The organism is Edwardsiella sp. EA181011 (assembly GCF_000800725.1).
GTDB lineage: Bacteria > Pseudomonadota > Gammaproteobacteria > Enterobacterales > Enterobacteriaceae > Edwardsiella > Edwardsiella anguillarum.
In genome coordinates this window covers 2,085,774-2,102,864 of the sequence record NZ_CP011364.1, presented here as the reverse complement: position 1 = coordinate 2,102,864, position 17,091 = coordinate 2,085,774, and the positions used below count along the sequence as shown (strand labels likewise).

Annotated in this window: 13 protein-coding genes and 1 pseudogene; 9 read left to right on the top strand and 5 right to left on the bottom strand. The window is 62.5% G+C overall.

Annotated features, from left to right (window positions below; translation table 11 throughout):
- Nucleotides 1-80: 80 nt before the first annotated feature.
- On the bottom strand, nt 81-575 hold the full coding sequence (gene lrp, locus QY76_RS09305; protein WP_008812989.1) for a leucine-responsive transcriptional regulator Lrp: 495 nt from the start codon (nt 573-575) through the stop codon (nt 81-83).
- Nucleotides 576-1,180: 605 nt separating this feature from the next.
- Between lrp and trxB the strand changes: the two genes are divergently transcribed.
- The 5 genes and pseudogenes from trxB to infA all read left to right on the top strand — a co-directional run bounded on the left by trxB (nt 1,181) and on the right by infA (nt 7,049).
- Nucleotides 1,181-2,152 carry a thioredoxin-disulfide reductase gene (gene trxB / locus QY76_RS09300; protein WP_034162485.1) on the top strand — a complete coding sequence of 324 codons (972 nt, stop codon included), beginning with the start codon at nt 1,181-1,183 and terminating at the stop codon, nt 2,150-2,152.
- Between the two features lie 225 nt (nt 2,153-2,377).
- A complete protein-coding gene (gene cydD, locus QY76_RS09295) occupies nt 2,378-4,159 on the top strand; it encodes a cysteine/glutathione ABC transporter permease/ATP-binding protein CydD (RefSeq protein WP_045424445.1) in 1,782 nt (593 codons plus the stop codon).
- A 2-nt stretch (nt 4,160-4,161) separates the two neighbouring features.
- Nucleotides 4,162-5,888, top strand: a pseudogene (gene cydC, locus QY76_RS09290) (cysteine/glutathione ABC transporter ATP-binding protein/permease CydC).
- A gap of 24 nt (nt 5,889-5,912) precedes the next feature.
- Nucleotides 5,913-6,656, top strand: a complete 744-nt coding sequence (aat, locus tag QY76_RS09285) for a leucyl/phenylalanyl-tRNA--protein transferase (protein ID WP_034162488.1) — start codon at nt 5,913-5,915, stop codon at nt 6,654-6,656.
- 174 nt (nt 6,657-6,830) lie between these two features.
- Nucleotides 6,831-7,049: a translation initiation factor IF-1 gene (gene infA / locus QY76_RS09280; protein ID WP_002211347.1), complete on the top strand. Its 219-nt coding sequence runs from the start codon at nt 6,831-6,833 to the stop codon at nt 7,047-7,049.
- Nucleotides 7,050-7,198: 149 nt separating this feature from the next.
- On the opposite strand, the gene clpA is transcribed toward infA, so the two are convergent.
- Complete coding sequence (clpA, locus tag QY76_RS09275; protein WP_034162489.1) at nt 7,199-9,493, bottom strand: ATP-dependent Clp protease ATP-binding subunit ClpA; 2,295 nt, start codon at nt 9,491-9,493, stop codon at nt 7,199-7,201.
- Nucleotides 9,494-9,517: 24 nt separating this feature from the next.
- Complete coding sequence (clpS, locus tag QY76_RS09270; RefSeq protein WP_045424434.1) at nt 9,518-9,838, bottom strand: ATP-dependent Clp protease adapter ClpS; 321 nt, start codon at nt 9,836-9,838, stop codon at nt 9,518-9,520.
- 445 nt (nt 9,839-10,283) lie between these two features.
- Between clpS and cspD the strand changes: the two genes are divergently transcribed.
- Together cspD and QY76_RS09260 are read left to right on the top strand one after the other, a co-directional pair.
- Nucleotides 10,284-10,505, top strand: a complete 222-nt coding sequence (gene cspD / locus QY76_RS09265; RefSeq protein ID WP_034162491.1) for a cold shock domain-containing protein CspD — start codon at nt 10,284-10,286, stop codon at nt 10,503-10,505.
- Nucleotides 10,506-10,678: 173 nt separating this feature from the next.
- Nucleotides 10,679-11,635, top strand: coding sequence for a VirK/YbjX family protein (locus QY76_RS09260; RefSeq protein ID WP_045424430.1), 957 nt, complete (start codon nt 10,679-10,681; stop codon nt 11,633-11,635).
- Nucleotides 11,636-11,650: 15 nt separating this feature from the next.
- On the opposite strand, the gene QY76_RS09255 is transcribed toward QY76_RS09260, so the two are convergent.
- Both QY76_RS09255 and QY76_RS09250 read right to left on the bottom strand, forming a co-directional pair.
- Nucleotides 11,651-12,310, bottom strand: a complete 660-nt coding sequence (locus QY76_RS09255) for an A24 family peptidase (RefSeq protein ID WP_045424427.1) — start codon at nt 12,308-12,310, stop codon at nt 11,651-11,653.
- 19 nt (nt 12,311-12,329) lie between these two features.
- Nucleotides 12,330-14,000: an ATP-dependent endonuclease gene (locus QY76_RS09250; protein ID WP_034162494.1), complete on the bottom strand. Its 1,671-nt coding sequence runs from the start codon at nt 13,998-14,000 to the stop codon at nt 12,330-12,332.
- Nucleotides 14,001-14,222: 222 nt separating this feature from the next.
- Between QY76_RS09250 and QY76_RS09245 the strand changes: the two genes are divergently transcribed.
- Nucleotides 14,223-15,122 carry a lysine exporter LysO family protein gene (locus QY76_RS09245; RefSeq protein WP_034162495.1) on the top strand — a complete coding sequence of 300 codons (900 nt, stop codon included), beginning with the start codon at nt 14,223-14,225 and terminating at the stop codon, nt 15,120-15,122.
- Between the two features lie 263 nt (nt 15,123-15,385).
- Nucleotides 15,386-17,041: a hydroxylamine reductase gene (gene hcp / locus QY76_RS09240; protein ID WP_049648789.1), complete on the top strand. Its 1,656-nt coding sequence runs from the start codon at nt 15,386-15,388 to the stop codon at nt 17,039-17,041.
- Nucleotides 17,042-17,091 lie beyond the last annotated feature (50 nt).

Here is a 17,091-nt window from a genome sequence, read left to right as displayed (position 1 = left end):
CGAGGCGTCGCCCGGCGCTGAAACTGTATACATACACAGGAGTGTACCCAAATTATTGCGGCTTTGCACCTGTCCGCGCGTCAGCGCGTCTTGATCACCAGGCGGTTGCTCTGCTTCACCTCTTCCATCACCACATAGGTGCGGGTGTCGTTCACGCCCGGCAGACGCAGCAGGGTCTCCCCCAGCAGCTTACGGTAGGCGGACATGTCCGGTACGCGGGTCTTCAACAGATAGTCGAAGTCACCGGAAACCAGGTGACACTCCTGGATCTCCTCCAGCTTCTGCACCGCGGTGTTGAACTGTTCAAACACATCCGGCGCCCCGCGGTTCAGCGTGATCTCGACGAACACCAGCAGGGATGCATCCAGATAGTGCGGATTCAGCAACGCGGTATAGCCCTGAATAAAGCCCTGCCGCTCCAGTCGGCGCACGCGCTCCAGGCACGGCGTCGGCGACAGCCCCACGCGCTTGGAAAGCTCGACGTTGGAGATACGGCCATCTTTCTGCAACTCATTCAGGATATTACGGTCAATACGATCCAGATCCTTACCAGGGCGTTTCTTATTGTCTGCCATCTTGTTATCTCTCTTATATTCTTCCCTGTTGCCATCCCTGCGACAAGGTCACATTGCCATCTCCTGCGACCGCCGGATGGGACCGGGGTGCCTATTTTCTGCCGGGGCTCTCCCCCGTTTTACGTATCTGCTCGCGCGCCGCCGCCGCAGCGATGAGCGCAGAACGACCGTCCGTGCGGCCCCGACCAGCATGCCACTCACGCACCGGGTCGCATTTTCATCAGATAAGAGCAAACCCGCCAATCCCGGCAAGGTTTCCCCTCCTCTCCTCCATGTTTTCGCAAATGAACAGCCGATTGTCAAAGCAAAAGAAATAAAACTAGAAGAACCTGCCAAATGATACCTTAAGGCAACGTTTCCCTAGGTCAAAAGCACCACCGTATCCCGGCGCATTTCGCTATTTTTCCGCGCCACCCACCGCCATGACCTAGTGATAATGACTGGATATTGTCGCATTATCAGCGCATCTTACTAAGATTGACTAACCTTATTGATAGTCATTACCTATTGCACAGATTGATAACATCTTCGCTGCACGCTTTTTTTACACCGCAAGTTTTTTTAAAATCGAGTCCAAGACGTACCACATTGGAAAAGAGGATTTCATGAGCTCCGTAAAACATTGCAAGCTTCTCATTCTGGGCTCAGGCCCGGCGGGATACACCGCGGCCGTCTATGCGGCACGTGCCAACCTCAACCCGGTGCTGATCACCGGCATGGAAAAAGGCGGTCAGCTCACCACCACCAGCGAGTTGGAAAACTGGCCGGGCGATCCGGAAGGCCTGACCGGTCCCCTGCTGATGGAGCGTATGAATCAGCATGCGGCCAAATTCAATACCGAGATCATCCTTGACCATATCCAGCGCGTGGATCTCAGCCAGCGTCCGTTTCGCCTATTTGGCGACAGCCAGGAGTACAGCTGCGACGCGCTGATCGTCGCCACCGGCGCCTCTGCCCGCTACCTGGGTCTGCCGTCGGAAGAGGCCTTTAAAGGCCGCGGCGTCTCCGCCTGCGCCACCTGCGATGGCTTTTTCTACCGCCAGCAGGAGATTGCCGTGGTCGGCGGCGGCAATACCGCCGTAGAAGAGGCGCTGTATCTGGCCAACATCGCCGCTAAGGTGCATCTGATCCATCGCCGCGACAGTTTCCGCGCCGAGAAGATCCTTATCGACCGCCTGATGGACAAGGTGCGCAGCGGCAATATCGTCCTGCACACCAACCGTACTCTGGACGAGGTGCTCGGCGATGATATGGGCGTTAATGCCCTGCGCCTGAAAGATACCCAGAACGGAGCCTGCGAAGAGCTGGCCGTCAGCGGCCTGTTTGTCGCGATCGGCCACAGCCCAAACACCGCCATCTTCGATGGCCAGCTGGCGCTGAGCAACGGCTACATTCAGGTACAGTCCGGTCTGAACGGCAACGCGACCCAGACCAGCGTCCCGGGCGTATTCGCCGCCGGCGACGTCATGGACCATATCTATCGTCAGGCGATCACCTCTGCCGGCACCGGCTGCATGGCGGCGCTGGACGCCGAGCGCTATCTCGATAGCCTGGCCGATGCCGCGCGCCACGCCTAATCCTTACCTATCGGGGCCGCCGCCGGCGGCCCGCATTTTACGCACGCTTCTCCTTTGGCAGCAGAATTTACGGCAGCTTGGTTTCAACTCCTTGAGTGGCGTTGTAATATCGGGTGCGACGTCGGCCCGTGATGAGTAGTCCGACGCTACCGTTCAGCCTGCCGTACGCCTGTGCTCCGGGCCTGATCTCTACTTCACCTGCATCAGACTAGACACCATCGCTTAATGAATAAACAACGACAACGCGAACTCACGCAGTGGCTGAAACAGTGCAGTCGCCCGGCCCAGCGCTGGCTCCGGCTCTCCATGCTGCTCGGCCTGCTCTCAGGGCTTCTGATCATCGCCCAATCCTGGCTACTGGCAACCCTGCTGCAGCGGCTGATCATTGACCATACGCCGCGCGGCGACCTCGTGCAGGACTTCGCTTTGCTGATCGCCGCCATCGCGCTGCGCGCGCTGCTAGGCTGGCTGCGCGAGCGCGTCGGCTTCCGCTGCGGGCAGGTGGTTCGCCGCGAGATCCGCGCGCTGGTGCTCAACCACCTGACGCAACTGGGCCCAGCCTGGATCCAGGGACAGCCCGCCGGCCACTGGGCGACCCTGATCCTGGAACAGATCGAAGAGATGCAGGATTTCTATGCCCGCTATCTGCCGCAGATGGCGCTGGCCGTCACGATCCCGCTGCTGATCCTCGCCGCCGTCTTCCCCATCAACTGGGCCGCCGGGCTGATCCTGTTCGCCACCGCGCCGCTGATCCCGCTGTTCATGGCGCTGGTCGGGATGGGCGCCGCCGATGCCAACCGACGCAACTTTCTGGCGCTGAGCCGCCTGAGCGCCAACTTTCTGGATCGTCTACGCGGCATGGAGACCCTGCGCCTGTTTCACCGCGCCCGCGCCGAGACCCAGCATATCGCCCAGGCCTCCGAAGATTTTCGCAAACGCACCATGGAGGTGCTGCGCCTGGCCTTTCTCTCCTCTGCGGTGCTGGAATTCTTTGCATCCGTCTCCATCGCCGTGGTGGCGGTCTACTTCGGTTTCTCCTACCTCGGTGAGCTGAACTTTGGCCACTACGACCGCGGCGTAACCCTGTTCGCCGGCTTTCTTGTATTGATACTGGCGCCGGAGTTCTTCCAGCCCCTGCGCGATCTGGGGGCGTTTTATCACGCCAAAGCGCAGGCCATCGGCGCCGCCGAGGCGCTGGTAAGCTTCCTCGACGCCGACGATCAGGTGCAGCGCACGACGGCAGCGGACGGCGAAGCGACGACGGTCAGCGACCGTCCCTTGACGCTGGAGGCGCACAACCTGGAAATCCTCTCGCCGCAGGGAAAAGTCCTGGCCGGCCCCCTTAACTTTCGTATCAGCGCCGGTGAACGCATCGCGCTGGTCGGCTATAGCGGCGCGGGCAAAAGCTCGCTGATCAACCTGCTGCTCGGCTTTCTGCCCTACCGCGGTGAGCTGCTGATCGATGGACAGCCGCTGAGCGACCTGCCGCTCGCCAGCTGGCGCCGCCAGCTGGCCTGGGTTGGCCAGAACCCGACGCTGCCGCTGCCGACGCTGCGGGCTAATATCCTGCTGGGCGCCCCTCAGGCCGACGATGAGCAGCTGCAAAACGCCGTCGAGCGGGCCTACGTTGACGAGTTTCTTCCCCTGCTGCCGCAGGGGCTAGACACCCCGATCGGCGAGGATGCCGCCCGCCTCTCCGTCGGCCAGGCCCAGCGCGTTGCCGTCGCCCGGGCGCTGATCCGTCCCTGCCGGCTGCTGCTGCTGGATGAGCCGACCGCCAGCCTGGACGCCAATAGCGAGCGCCTGGTGATGCGCGCGCTGCAGGCCGCCGCCCACCACCAGACCACCCTGATGGTGACCCATCAGCTTGATGAGCTGGCGCAGTTTGATCGCATCTGGGTTATGGAGCAGGGGCAGCTGGTGCAGCAGGGCGACTTCAACGCGCTCTCCCAGCAGCGCGGCAGCCCGTTTGCCACCCTTCTCGCCACCCGCCATCAGGAGATTTAACCATGCGCGTCCTGCTGCCGTTTTTGGCCCTGTATCGCCGCCACTGGATCCGCATGTCCCTGGGCATGCTGCTGGCCATCGTCACCCTGCTGGCCAGCATCGGCCTGTTGACCCTGTCAGGCTGGTTTCTCTCCGCCTCGGCGCTGGCCGGGCTCGCCGGTCTGATCACCTTTAACTACATGCTGCCTGCCGCCGGCGTCCGCGGCGCCGCCATCATCCGTACCGCCGGCCGCTACGCCGAACGGCTGGTCAGCCACGACGCCACGTTCCGGGTGCTCTCCCATCTTCGGGTGTTTACCTTCAGCCGCCTGATACCGTTGTCGCCCGGCGGCCTGGCCCGCTTCCGCCAGGCCGAACTGCTCAACCGCCTGGTGGCCGACGTCGATACGCTGGATCACCTCTATCTGCGAGTGATCTCGCCGCTGCTCAGCGCGGTGGTGATCATCGCGGTCGTGGTTTGCGGCCTCGGCTGGCTGGATCTCCGGCTGGCGCTGACTCTAGGGGGATCATGCTGGCGCTGCTGCTGGGGCTACCGACGCTGTTTTACCTGGCAGGGAAACCGGTCGGCGCCACGCTGACCGCCCTGCGCGCAGACTACCGCACCCAGCTGGTCGGCTGGATCCGCGCCAACGCCGAGCTGGCGGTATACGGCGCCCTGGAGACCTTTCGCCAGCGCCTGGATCACAAAGAGCGGCAGTGGCAGCGTCAGCAGCAGCGCCAGGCGGCGCTCGGCGCGCTGTCGCAGGGGATCATGATCCTGGCCTCCGGCCTGACCTTTACTCTGATCCTGTGGCTGGCGGCGGCCGGCATCGCCGGCGATCCGCGTCCGGGCGCGCTGATCGCCCTGTTCGTGTTTGCCGCGCTAGCCGCCTTTGAGGCGCTGGCACCGGTCGCCGGCGCCTTCCAGCATCTGGGGCAGGTGATCGCCTCCGCCGAGCGGGTCGGGCAGTTGATCGACCAAACGCCGCAGGTGCGCTTTCCCGAGTCGGGTAAGACGCTGGACGACGAGGCTCCCCTCGCCCTGACGCTGGACGACCTTCACTTTACCTACCCGGGACAGGCGCGCTCGGTGCTCAACGGCGTCACTCTGGCGCTGCGCGCCGGGGAGCACGTCGCGCTGCTGGGACGCACCGGCTGCGGTAAGTCCACCCTGCTGCAGCTGCTGACCCGCGCCTGGGACTGCGACAGCGGCGAGATCCACTTCAACGGCCAGCCGCTTAAGGCGCTGGATGAGGGGGCCCTGCGCAGCGCCTGCGCCGTCGTCAGCCAGCGGGTTCACATTTTCAGCGCCACGCTGCGCGATAACCTGCTGCTCGCCGATCCGCAGGCCAGCGACGCACAACTGTGCGACGCGCTGCGGGCGGTCGGTCTGGACACCCTGCTGGCGGATCGCGCGCTGGACGCCTGGCTGGGCGACGGCGGTCGGCCGCTCTCCGGCGGCGAGCAGCGACGCCTGGGCATCGCTCGTGCGCTGCTGCACCGCGCGCCGCTGCTGCTGCTGGATGAACCCACCGAAGGGCTGGATGCGGAAACCGAGCGCCAGATTCTAGCGCTGCTGCGTCAGCACTGCTGTCAAAAGACCCTGGTGCTGATCACCCACCGTCTGCAGGGGCTAGCACAGATGGATCGCATCTGTGTCATGGATGATGGACGGATCGTCGAGCAGGGGCGCCATGAGCAGCTGCTGCAGGCCCACGGGCGCTACTATCAACTATGTCAGCGCCTTTAACGTCACCGCGCGAGGAAACGGGATATGCGCATCATGCAACTGGACAGACACTCGCTGGGATTCCCCTCGCCGGAACAGGCGCTGCACGAACCCAACGGACTGCTGGCCATCGGCGGCGATCTGCAGCCGGCACGCCTGCTACAGGCCTACCGGCGCGGTATTTTTCCCTGGTTCTCTCCGGGAGAGCTGATCCTGTGGTGGTCGCCGGACCCCCGGGCGGTGCTGACGCCGCAGGCGCTGCACGTCAGCCACAGCCTGCGCAAGGCGCTGCGCCGAACCACTCTACGGATCACCCTAAACCAGGACTTCGCCGCGGTGATCGCCGGGTGCGCGGAGCAGCGCGCCGAGGGCACCTGGATCGGGCCCTCGATACAGCAGGCCTACTGCCAGCTGCACCAACTGGGCTACGCCCATTCGGTGGAGGTTTGGCAAGAGGAAAGCCTGGTGGGCGGGCTGTACGGCGTCGCCCAGGGCAGTCTGTTCTGCGGAGAGTCGATGTTCAGCCGGGTCAGCAATGCCTCTAAAATGGCGCTGTGGAGCTTCTGTAGCCACTTTCAGCGCATGGGCGGTCAACTCATCGACTGCCAGGTGCTCAACGCCCACACCGCGTCGCTGGGCGCCCACGATATTCCGCGCCGCCGCTATCTGCAGCATCTGCTCGACTGCCGCGCCCAGACGCTCGACCCCCGCTGTTGGCAGCCGCAGCGCCTCGCTCTACCCCTTCCGGCGGCGGCGGCAAAAACGGAGAATAGCGTCTGCGGGGGCTAAATGGGGCAGTGTCCCCCACCGCGCGCCGCGTCAAGCGGCGGCTCAGCGCCGTCATCGGCTGACGCCAAACCCCGTGTGGGGCACTGCAGAAAGATAACTTACCTTTACATAACCGAGGTTTTTCGGCATTATCTTGCCGGTTAAAAACTGTGGTATTCATACCTAGAGGATTCGATGGCCAAAGAAGACAATATTGAAATGCAGGGTACCGTTCTGGATACGTTGCCCAACACGATGTTCCGCGTAGAACTGGAAAACGGACACGTCGTTACCGCTCACATCTCCGGTAAAATGCGTAAAAACTACATCCGCATCCTGACGGGCGACAAAGTCACTGTAGAGCTGACCCCGTACGACCTGAGCAAAGGCCGCATTGTCTTCCGTAGCCGCTGATAGGCTTCCCTCCCGCGCCGCAGGCAGCGTCAGGCCCGGTAGTGCGATCGATACCGACAGCGGCAAGACGGGTAATTCTGCCGGTTCATTTTCCCGGCGGTAAAAAAAGAGCGCCTTACGGCGCTCTTTCTTTGTCTGTCTCCTCGACCTCAGTGCATCGCATCCTCGGCCTTGCGCTGCTGTGCGCTACGAAAACGATAGCTGAGGCTCGCGTTGCCCTCAGCCACGTCAACGCTGACCGAGCCTCCGCTGACCAGCTCACCGAACAGCAGCTCATTGGCCAACGGCTTTTTCAGGTTATCCTGGATCACCCGCGCCATCGGCCTGGCCCCCATCGCACGATCGTAGCCGCGCTCCGCCAGCCAGTTACGCGCGGCGTCGCTGACCTCCAGCGAGACGCCCTTACCATCCAGCTGCGCCTGCAGTTCGACGATAAACTTATCGACCACCTGATGGATGATCTCCGTCGACAGATGGTTAAACCAGATGATGTTATCCAGCCGGTTGCGAAACTCCGGCGTAAAGATCCGCCGGATCTCCTCCATCGCGTCGCTGCTGTTGTCCTGCAGGTTAAAGCCGATGGACTTACGCTGCGTCTCCTGTACCCCGGCGTTGGTGGTCATCACCAGGATCACGTTGCGAAAATCGGCCTTACGCCCATTATTATCGGTCAGGGTGCCGTTATCCATCACCTGCAGCAGCAGGTTGAACACGTCCGGGTGCGCCTTCTCGATCTCATCGAGCAGCAGCACCGCGTGAGGGCTCTTGATCACCGCGTCCGTCAGCAGTCCGCCCTGATCAAAGCCGACGTACCCCGGCGGGGCGCCGATCAGGCGGCTCACCGTGTGCCGCTCCATATACTCGGACATATCAAAGCGCAGCAGCGGAATATCCAGCGCCCGAGCCAGCTGTACCGTTACTTCGGTCTTGCCGACGCCGGTCGGCCCGGCGAACAGGAACGATCCCACCGGACGGTGATCCTGATTCAGCCCCGCACGGCTCATCTTAATGGCCTCGGTGAGCGCGCTGATGGCCTTATCCTGACCGAACACCAGCATCCGCAACCGATCGCCCAGGCTCTTCAGTACGTCGCGGTCGCTGGCGGAGACGGTTTTCTCCGGAATACGCGCGATACGGGCCACCACCGCCTCGATATCCGCCACATTGATGGTCTTCTTACGCCGGCTCGCCGGCATCAGACGGCTGCGGGCACCGGCCTCGTCGATCACATCGATGGCCTTATCCGGCAGATGGCGATCGTTGATGTACTTCACCGACAGATCGACCGCCGCGCGCAGGGCCTTGGCGGTGTAGCGCACATCGTGGTGCGCCTCATACTTCGCCTTCAGCCCGTTGAGGATCTGCACCGTATCGTCGGCGCTCGGTTCGTTGATGTCGATCTTCTGGAACCGGCGCGCCAGGGCGCGATCCTTTTCAAAGATGTTGCTGAACTCCTGATAGGTGGTCGAGCCGATCACCCGGATGCGCCCCCCTGACAGCAGCGGCTTGATCAGGTTGGCGGCATCCACCTGACCGCCGGATGCCGCCCCGGCGCCGATGATGGTGTGGATCTCATCGATAAACAGGATGCTGTCGCTGTCCTGCTCCAGCTGCTTCAGCAGCGCCTTAAAGCGCTTCTCAAAGTCGCCGCGGTACTTGGTCCCCGCCAGCAGAGAACCGATGTCCAGCGAATAGAGGGTGCAGTTAGCCATCACCTCCGGCACCTCGCCCTGCACGATGCGCCAGGCCAGCCCCTCCGCAATGGCGGTTTTCCCCACCCCGGACTCCCCCACCAGCAGCGGGTTGTTCTTGCGCCGGCGGCACAGCACCTGTATGGCGCGCTCCAGCTCACGCTCGCGGCCGATCAGCGGATCGATGCCGCCGACCCGCGCCAGCTGGTTCAGGTTGGTGGTGAAATTCTCCATCCGCTCTTCGCCGCCGGGCGCCGCCGCGGCGTCATCCCCGCCGGGCGCATCGTTCGACCCGCCGCCCGCCGCCGGACCGGACTCGTTCTTATGAGTGCCGTGAGAGATAAAATTGACGATGTCCAGACGGCTCACGTCATGCTTGCGCAGCAGATAGGCCGCCTGGGACTCCTGCTCGCTGAAGATGGCCACCAGCACATTGGCACCGCTGACCTCGCTGCGCCCGGAGGACTGCACGTGAAACACCGCCCGCTGCAGCACCCGCTGAAAACTCAGGGTCGGCTGAGTATCACGTTCGCTATCCCCCTGGGGAAGCAGCGGTGTGGTCTGCTCTATAAAGGTCTCCAGCTCCTGGCGCAGGGCCGCCAGATCCACCGCACAGGCCTCCAGCGCCTCCCGCGCCGCGGGGTTAGTCAACAGCGCCAGCAGCAGGTGCTCGACGGTCATAAACTCGTGTCGATGCTCGCGCGCCCTGGCGAACGCCATGTTGAGACTGAGTTCCAGTTCTTGGTTGAGCATGGGCACCTCCCTTCAGTTACCCGATCAGGCTTTTTCCAGCGTGCACAGCAGCGGATGTTCATTGTCGCGCGCGTAGCGGTTGATCAATGCCACCTTGGTCTCCGCAACCTCTGCCGTGAACACGCCGCACACCGCCTTGCCTTTATAATGCACAGTCAGCATCAGCTGCGTTGCACGTTCAATATCATAGGCGAAGAACTTCTGCAGCACCTCGATGACAAACTCCATCGGCGTATAGTCATCGTTATTCAGTATGACACTATACAGTGACGGCGGCTGCACCGCCCTGCGAGTCCGATCCTCTACCAGCGGCTCAAGATTCAGCCAATCGTTCAAGTTCGCCATTTCAATCTGTTACCTGTTCTCTTCTCCCGGCGGGGCCGGTCGATCATCTATCACTGAGCCATATCATAACTACCATCAAGATTACCAGCCAACCCTGCATTTCCGCCCGTCGATCGGACAAAAAAAGCGCACTGCCGCACAATTGCGTTAACTGCCTCAAACTTTGGTAAAAAGTTAGGGGGCTAAAAATAACCAGCCCTTGACGGCAACGGAGGCATCAATAGAGTGTAGACAAGCGGGGAATCGGTGGTAATTTGACCAGGCCGTCCCGCCCGGTGGTATGCCTGCAGCGCGAGGCTACCGCTGCCCGTAGGGTGCATTCCTAAGCCGTGGTGCAGCGATGTCCGCCACGGCTTAGGAACCTATCCTGAATCAGTCTTATCTCATTAACCGTGATCGCCGGCCTTCCGCCGCGATCTGCCACCGTAACGAGGGATGTATAAGCATGGAGACGGGTACCGTAAAGTGGTTTAATAACGCCAAAGGCTTTGGCTTTATCTGTCCGGCCAGCGGCGGCGACGATATATTCGCCCATTACACCGCCATTCAGATGGAGGGATATCGCACGCTGAAGGCGGGTCAACAGGTTCAGTTTGACCTTCATATCGGCCCCAAGGGTAATCACGCAAACACCATAATCCCCATTCTCAGCGAGCCGGCGTCCTAAGCGGCCTCACCGGCCGGATCCCCCGGCCGGTCTCTTCGGTCCGTCCCGCTCCACGTCAACCTCCCCTCAACCATCCGCCGATTCCATACACAATGAGGTAGCATATTGTGCTGCTGTTTAGGCAGCCTCCCGGAAAATTCTGTCATCGTTAACCCGCAATGACAGGTGGCACCATGTCGTCAATCGAAATCGGCCACGCCCGGCCCGTCTCACGCCCCGCTTTACCGCTGTTTACCAGCCTGGCGACGGGTCGTTATCGGCCGACCCGTCTCTGGAATAAGGCCGCGTTTCGCGCCAAATTTGCCCTGCGCGCGCTGCTGGCGCCCGGCGATACCTACCGTCTGCTGCAGATGCTGGCCGGACTGCCGCAGCGCGATGCCATTCTGCGCTGTCAGCCTCGCCTGCCGTGCCGCCTGCACCATCCCTACCTGAGCGTGCGCCTCTCCCGTCCGCAGATCATTGAAGCGCTGACGGATCACTATCGCCTGCTGAACCAGCTGCTGCCGATCTCCCGCTACCCGGCGCTGTACGCTGGGCAGGCGCTAACCCTGGCGACCCTCTGCGGGAAAAACGACCAGACATACTCTCTGCGACTGACCATGCTGGAGAAGCTGAGTAAAGAGGGGGATCTGTCTATCGCGCTATGCGACCAGCAGAATATACTACTAGCTGTGTGTACGTTTAGTTTTATCGACTACCATGGTGCGCGGACCCTCTTCATCGGCGGGCTGCAGGGGTCGTCGCCATCGCTGCCGCACAGCCATACCCAGACGGCCACCAAAGCCTGCCACGGTCTGTTTCCCAAACGCCTGCTGGCCGACACCCTGTGCGAACTGGCGCGCATTGGCCGCTGCACGCAGATCCTGGCCGTCGGCAACGGCAGCCATATCTACAGCCACTGGCGCTACCGCCGCAAAAAACAGGCGCAGATGCTGGCCGACTATGACGGTTTCTGGCTTTCGTTGAACGGCGCGCCCACCGACGACGGCCACTTCCGCCTGCCCCAGCCCCCTCAGCGCAAACCGCTGGAAAGTATTCCGAGCAAAAAGCGCGCCGAGTATCGGCGCCGCTATCAGCTGCTAGATGAGATGCAGCAGGCGGTATGCGCCAGCCTTGGCGCGACGGCCTAGCGTCGCCCCGCCGCGCTAGAGGCCGGCCAGACCCGGCAGCACCTGCCACAGTCCAGCCACCAGCAGCGCGGGCCCAAACGGCGCCGGCGCCGCCAGACTCTCCCCCCGCCAGCGGCGCCGCAGGACAATGCCGACGAGCGTCAGCAGGGAGGCCAGCAGCAGCAACGCAGGCAGATCGGGCCAGCCGCACCAGGCGCCGAGCGCGGCCAGTAGTTTAACATCCCCGCCGCCGAGCCCCTGCACCCCGCGCCAGCGCCAGAATCCCCAGGCGATCAGCCACAGCGTCAGATATCCTGCCACGGCGCCGAACACCGCCTGCGGCAGATACGCCGGCTGAGACAGCGCGTTCCATATCAGCCCCAGCCACAGCAGCGGCTGAGTCAGCGCGTCGGGCAGCAGCAGGCTGGCCCGGTCGATCAACGCCAGGGCGAGACTCAGCGTACAGAAGCCCATCCCGCAGAGCCAGGCGACGCCGGGCGGCAGGCGCCAGGCCAGCGACAGCGCGATCGCCGCCAGCGCGGCGCTCAGCGCCGCTCGGCAGGGAAACGGAGAGAAATGACGATCGTGCCAGAGCAGCGGGAAACAGAGCGGACGCATGACCCGTAGCATCGCGCGCTGCAGAGGGGTGCCGAGCGCCAGGCCGCACAAGGCGGCCAGCGTCAGCCACAGATCCATGTCCACCGCCCGGCGGACGCTAGTCGGCCTTGCCGCGCGCCAGCCACAGCACCCGCGAAAACATATTCTTTAGCAGGAGTGGCACCTGACTCACGCCGACCTCCTCCGCCCGCGCCGCAACTATGATCGCCAGATCGGGCTTGGAGGCGCGGTGGATAGCCTTGGTGATCACCTTACGCGCCGACATCGGCGCCGACGCCGGGATCCCGGCCACGTGGTGATACACATCAGCAAAGCCCTCATGGTACATAAAGTGCTCCATATCCGGCGCCGGCAGCACCGTTAGGCGATCGCGCTCGCTCTCCTGCATCCCCTCCAGCAGCCCACGCACCGTCGCGGCATATTTACGCCCGGCCTCATCGCCATCGACCAGGACATGCCAGGCGATCCCCATTCGGCGGGCGAACTTAATCAGCGGGCGCAGGCCGCACTGGGCAAACTCGATCACCTTGATGCCTTCGGTATCGAAGTGGTAACCGCACTGACGCGCCAGCTCGCTCAGCAGCCACACCTCCGTCTCCCCCTCGACCAGCAGCCAACAGCGGGCGAACAACGACGAGGCGCGGTTAAAGCGAATGTGAAAGGCGATGCGCCGGCTGTCCTCCGGCGTCATACCGCGAGGTCCGATACGGTACGCCGCCACCCGCCCCGACTGGCGGACTAGGCGGCACACCCGTTCTACCGGCATCAGCGCCAGCAGATCGCCGGAGTTGGTGGTCGTCACCTTTTGCAGCGGCAGCTGGTTTAACAGCCCCCAGGCGACCGACAGCATGATCGGATGCAGACGGGTCTCCGGATCTTCAATCACCAGCAGCGGACGCGCGTGGCGATCGAGGATCACCGCCCCCTTGGCCTGCAGCAGCGTTGAAAACAGCCCCAGCAGGATCAGGCGCATATTGCGGCTGCCCGAGGCGGCGATCATCTGATTGATGTTTTCCAGCGAACGCCATGCCTGGCGACCGTGAATAATCTCATTGCGGTGGCGGCGCCGGGCGCCGACCGCCGTCTCGTCACCGTTGGTGGCAAAGTAGTGCTCCAGCAGCTGCTGCATGGCGCTCAAGCCGGCGCGCAGCTCGCCGTTACTCAGCTTCTGCGGGTTACACACCAGCTCACGGGTGAGCTCATCCAGCTGCTGCGCCACCTGTGCCTGATCGGGCAGATGACGGGCGGCCAGCACGCTGGGGTGCAGACGGCGAATAAAGCGGGCATCCCGCAGACGCAGCACCGGGTGCAGACGGATCAGCTCGCGCGCCAGCAGATCGACGTGGTGCAGGGCCAGCGCCTCCCCCTGTTCATTGAGAAAAGAGCGCCAGGTGCAGACCGTATCGTCGTCGCTCAGCTCGCCCTCCTGGCGAAAATAGATGCGCTGCAGGCGATCGTCGCTCTCCTGCCACAGGGGCGACAGCCGGTGATAGCGGCGGGCCCGGGCGTGGCCCCGCTCGGTTTCGCAAAAGGTAAACACAATCTGCAGGTGGTGCTCTCTGGCCGTTTCATCGCCGGGGGGAAAGTAGAAATCATGAGGCTCAAAGCGGTACAGCTCGCGCTCCGGCGACAGGCACAGGGTCAAGGCGTCCAGCAGGCTCGACTTACCCCAGGCGTTTTCACCGATCAAAACGGTATTGTCATCCAGCGACAGCGAGATGCGATTGATCCCGCGAAATCCTACGACCTCAATGCGTTCCAGGTACATGCCATCCCTCTCTCGTCGCCTCACTGCTATGAGGATGCGGGCAAAGCCTTATCGGGTCAAGGAATGCCCCCGCCGCGCTCGCCATTTTGTGCTGCTTTTCTAAAAAGCCAGGGGCAAAAAGAGGCAAAGATCCCTTTTTGTCCCTCCTGCGGACGCTGTGCCTTTACTCAAATCCCCCTTTTGAGTACGGTATTAGCTTTAAATTTAACACGTTAGGCTCTTATGTACTCTGGACTCTTGATCATTCTGGTGCCACTCCTGCTTGGCTACCTGCTGCACCTGCGTCATAAGACGCTGATCCGTTTAATTAACCGTATGCTGAGCTGGATGGTATACGTCATCCTGTTTTTTATGGGGATCAGCCTGGCGTTTCTCGATAATCTTGGCGCGAACCTGTGGCTGATCGGCAAATACGCCACGGTCTTTTTCGTGCTGATTATCGCGGCCAACCTGCTGGCGCTATGGCTGTTGGAAAAGCGCGCCCCCTGGCACGTCACCCACCGCCAGGAGGCGCTGCCATCGCGCCTCCATATGGCGCTGGAGTCCCTGAAGCTGTGCGGCGTCGTGGTGGGCGGCTTCCTGCTGGGCCTCACCCAATGGCCGTGGCTGAGCCACGCCACCCACGCCAGCGAATACGCCTTGATCCTGCTGCTGTTTCTGGTCGGCCTTCAGCTGCGCAACAGCGGAATGTCGCCGGCACAGATCCTGCTGAATCGCCGCGGCATGATGATAGGCTGCGTCGTCTGCGTCAGCGCCCTGGTCGGGGGCGCCCTGGCCGCCTGGCTGCTGGGCCTGCCCCTGAAGACCGGCCTGGCTATCGCCTCGGCCTATGGCTGGTACTCCCTATCCGGCATCATGCTGACCGAGGCCTTTGGCCCGGTGATCGGCAGCACCGCCTTCTTTAATGATCTGGCCCGCGAGCTGTTCGCCATCATGATGATCCCGACGCTGATCCAGCGCCACCGCAGCAGCGCGCTGGGACTGTGCGGCGCAACCTCCATGGACTTTACCCTGCCGGTACTGCAGCGCAGCGGCGGCATTGAGCTGGTGCCGGCGGCGATCGTACACGGCTTCCTGCTCAGCCTGCTGGCGCCGGTGCTGATGGCCCTGTTCTCCTCCTAACCCCCCGCCGGGCGGCGCTCCCGTGCCGCCCTTCGCCCTTCGCCCTTCGCCCTTCGCCCTTCGCCCTTCGCCCTTCGCCCTTCGCCCTTCGCCCTTCGCCCTTCGCCCTTCGCCCAGAGATTAAAGAATAAATCCCATTCGCAACAAAAATTGCGTTATATCAAACAAAGTAAAAGTTGTATTAGAAATTCCTTTTTTGAACGCGATACCGGGCTTACGCTTCAAACAAGCATAATAAATACAACTTTAAAAGAGGGTTTTCCATGTACTGCGTTCAATGCGAGCAAACCATCCGTACCCCGGCCGGCAATGGCTGTTCCTACGCTCAGGGGATGTGCGGCAAGAGTGCCGAAACCTCCGACCTGCAAGACCTGCTGGTCGCCGCACTGCAAAGCCTCTCCGCCTGGGCGCTGCTGGCCCGCGAGCTGGATATCCGCGATCGCACCATCGACAGCTTTGCGCCGCGCGCCTTCTTCGCCACCCTGACCAACGTCAACTTCGACTCTGCGCGCATCATCGGCTACGCCCGCGAGGCGCTGGCGATGCGCGACAGCCTGCGCGCCGCCTGCCTGGCCAAGGCGCCGGGCACGCAGTGCGACCATCCACTGGCCGAGCTAAGCCTGCAGGGAGAGGATGTGGAGACCCTGCGCCGTCAGGCGGCAGAGTTCGCTCTGGACAGCGATCGGGCCGAGATCGGCGACGATATCCACGGCCTGCGCATGCTCAACCTGTACGGCCTGAAAGGCGCAGCGGCCTATATGGAGCATGCCCATGTGCTGGGCCAGCATAGCGAGGCGATCTACGCCCAGTATCACCACTATATGGTCTGGCTCGGCACTCAGCCGCGCGATATGGATACCCTGCTGGACAATGCCATGGGCATCGGCAAGATGAACTTCGCCATCATGGCGCAGCTGGATAAGGGGGAGACCGAGGCCTACGGCGATCCCACCCCGACCTCCGTCAACGTGCGGCCGGTCGCCGGCAAATGTATCCTGATCTCCGGTCACGATCTGAAGGATCTACAGATGCTGCTGGAGCAGACCGATGGCCTCGGCATCAACATCTACACCCACGGTGAGATGCTGCCGGCCCACGGCTATCCCGAGCTGCGTAAATACCGCCACCTGGTCGGCAACTACGGCAGCGGCTGGCAGAATCAGCAGCAGGAGTTTGCCCGTTTCCCCGGCCCGATCCTGATGACCTCCAACTGCATCATCGATCCCAACGTCGGCAACTACAGCGATCGCATCTGGACCCGCAGCATCGTCGGCTGGCCGGGCGTACGCCATCTGGAAGGCGATGATTTCAGTCAGGTGATCGCCCAGGCGCAGGTCTGCGATGGCTTCCCCTACAGCGAGATCGAACACCTGATCACCGTCGGCTTTGGTCGCGCCACCCTGCTCAACGCGGCGGACAGCGTGATCGACCTGGTCGCCCAGAAGAAGCTACGCCACGTATTCCTGCTCGGCGGCTGCGACGGCAGCCGCGATGAGCGCAGCTACTACACCGACTTTGCCCGCGCCATCCCACAGGATTGCCTGATCATGACCCTGGCCTGCGGTAAGTACCGTTTTAACAAGCTGGACTTCGGCACGCTGGAGGGGCTGCCGCGCCTGCTGGACGTCGGCCAGTGCAACGACGCCTACGGCGCCATCATGCTGGCGGTCAATCTGGCAGAGAAGCTCGGCTGCGGCGTCAACGATCTGCCGCTCAGTCTGATCCTCTCCTGGTTTGAGCAGAAGGCCATCGTCATCCTGCTGACCCTGCTGGCGCTGGGCGTCAAAAACATCTACACCGGGCCGACCGCGCCGGGCTTCCTGACGGATAATCTTCTGGCGATCCTCAACCAGCGCTTCGGCATGCGCGCCATCAGCACGGTCGACGCCGATCTGAACGGTATACTCGGCCACGCCTAACCCGGCAACCTTAAGCGCCCCACGCCGCCTGGCGCGGGGCGAAATCCTGA